General features: G+C 49.4%; 1 protein-coding gene. It reads right to left on the minus strand.

Annotation, left to right across the window (positions count from 1 at the left end):
* Positions 1 to 214 precede the first annotated feature (214 nt).
* Positions 215 to 2,743: type I-D CRISPR-associated protein Cas10d/Csc3 (cas10d, locus tag ACTS3T_RS23955; protein ID WP_462935870.1), on the minus strand; the 2,529-nt coding region annotated here is incomplete at its 5' end.

The following is a 2,743-nucleotide window of genomic DNA, read 5'->3' on the forward strand; positions in this document are numbered from 1 at the left end:
CCTGATGGACAGTGACGTTTTGCGGTCAATGCTGCATTGGGCAGGGAGACCTACGGGGTTTGTTGGGCAGGGGTTGATTGGTTTTGGACGAGGAAACCTCGTCCCTACGGCGTTTGGCTATCTTCGTTGGCATCTCTTTGGGACTGATTTTCGTTTTGCGGTCAACGCTGCTTTGGGCAGGGGTTGATTGGTTTTGGACGAGGAAACCTCGCCCCTACGGCGTTTGGCTATCTTCGTTGGCATCTCTTTGGGACTGATTTTCTTTGTCTTGCTCCAGGCGATAGAGAAATTCGCAAGTATCGCGAATGAGGTTCAGTTGACGACCTGCTAAACGGGCGCGATCGCCTGCAAAGGCTTTCTCAAAAACGTCAACAACGAAATAACGGGCAAAGTCAAGGACGAGTTGGCGTTCTTTTTCGCGATCGCTGACCACCCAACGGCCTTCAGCAGTCGAGGAATGAACCCGATCCATCAGCTTGAAAACTTCTGCCGCCACAACCGTGACCAAAGCTTCATCATGAAACATGTTGGATTCAACCTTGAGGATGGTATCGGCAGCAATATCAATGGGTTTTAAAACCGCGTTGGCTTTGGCGTTGTAGCGTTTGTTAGCTCGGTAGAACTGACGATAAAGTTCCGTTAGCTTTTTGGGATGATTCAGGGGTGATTCTGGGGTCATGTTCCATTTCTCCTGATCAAAGTTGTAGGTAGCATAGGGATCAAAACAGGGATAGAAGTGGTGAGCGTAGAGCTTGATTTTGGCCAAACTAGGAGCATCGGCCTTTTGACCTCTGCTCCACTTGGATAAATAAGAAAAGACATATAGCGAACTGGTTTCGATATCTTTAGCTAGTTCTGTAAAACGCCCCCAGTTAGCGTCATAGCCGCCTTTACCCTGCTTGGCGTTGACATCCATGTGAATGGCATAGGCAGCCGTTAGTATGTTCAAGGGAGCCGGACGTTGGAGGCCGCTTTCATCCGTCCAGCCTTCAAGGATGAAGTCGAGCCGGAATCGGTCTCGGCCAACCAACGTGCGGAAAGCATGGGGAGCACTATCGAGAAACACGCTTTCCTCAAATTCCGCCCCATCGGTGAATGGGGGAATCGGTGACTCAGACACGACGGTTTTGACATCGAGGATCATCGGAAATGCGAAAGCCAACCAGCTTGGCATCACCCAGGATTCGGTGTCGGTGCTGTCGCGCCCTGGAGGCAAAGCCATGAAGTAAAAAGTCAGCGGTTTGTCTTCGGGGTAGGAGAGTTTGAAGGTTCTGTCTCGTTTGAAATTCGGGTCATCATCAGGCAACTGCTTGCGCTGGGCCAAGTCTTCATCCATCAAGAAAGCATCCACGGTTTGGTACTTTTCGCGGCTGAAGTTAGCCTCTAGCTGCTTACTGATGAAGTGATTGCGAATGCTAGTGTCAAAGCGGGTTTGGGCGATGTTGCTGTAGGCGCGATGCAAAAACGAGTTAGTTTCTGGAGTGAAGTAGTAGGTTGGGTAGAAGTAGAGATAGCGGTATTTGCCGTCCTCAAAGCGTTTGCCCACGGCCTGGGTCTGATTCATCAAAATTTGCCGCAGCATCATCTCAATGCCCGCAATGCTGGAGATGTTGCGTTTGGCATTAGAGCCGCCTAGGTGTTGCTTGTTGGTATAGACCTGAGGGGTAAACAGTACCGCCGATTCCATCTGTTCGTTAACCGAGTAGGGCGAGTGGGAGATGGAACAAATCATTTGCCGTCCTCGTCCAGGCTTTTTAGCCGCGTTGTAGTAAGCCAGTTCTTTCAAAAAAACGTCTACCTGTTCTGCTGTTGAAGTTTTCTGGGCTTGACCTGGCAGCATCACCACTTTGCTGACCCATTCCCGCACGTCATCCCAACCATCGGCGACGGGGTACTGAGAGATCACGGGTTGTGTGAGCTGTGTGACATAGGCAATAACGTTGCTACAGGTTTCACGCAGATCTTCAATGCCGGGATTCTTTTCTAAAAACCTTGCTGCTAAAAAGTACCACTCATAGGGCACTCCACCAGTATTACCTTTGAGTTTCAGCTCCTTCAGCTTTTCGTTGATACGCTGAATTTCCCGAATCTGAGGTGAAAACTCGGAGAGTTGCCAAAACTCAGCTACTTTATGAATGATGTTTTCGGGCAGCATTTCAGGCTTGAGTTCCGGGAGTTTCGGCAAGTCTTTTTGCTTCTTCCTCTCTTTGGTTCGTTCCTTAATGACAGTTTCTAGCTGGTTAACCCGCTCTCCCCAGATTTTGCGGTTCATCAAGTCACCGAATTCAGCTAGCTGATCGATGCGGATGTCGTCATTGAATGAGAAATCGTAATCGGCTGAGAGGACACCGCGCTGCTGAAAGGCCATTAAGTTTTCGCTGCGCTTAGTAGCTACCGAACCTTTATTGGGGTTCAAAATCCGCAGCGTGGCATCAAGAGCCACCTGCATCAAACCTGGATCGTCAAAAAACAGGTTGTAATAGTCGGCATATTTCATGCCTTTGCCATCGCGGCCAAAACCCGTCTGGCGTAAGCTCAACTGTCCGGCACACAATGCTTGGATGCTTTCTATAACTCGGTTAGGTAAGCTATCTGAAAAAATTTGCGGGGCATCACGACTAGCTAAATAAATGGCTCCCGTCGGTAGGTAGAGCAGAGTTGTATAATGGGGATTCTCGGGGTCAATATTTAAGCTTTCATAGGCATCCATCAGGGCATTGTTGACCACATTGGTCAGTACCCC

This window comes from Almyronema sp. (assembly GCF_052168255.1).
Lineage (GTDB): Bacteria > Cyanobacteriota > Cyanobacteriia > Phormidesmidales > Phormidesmidaceae > Sphaerothrix > Sphaerothrix epifaneia.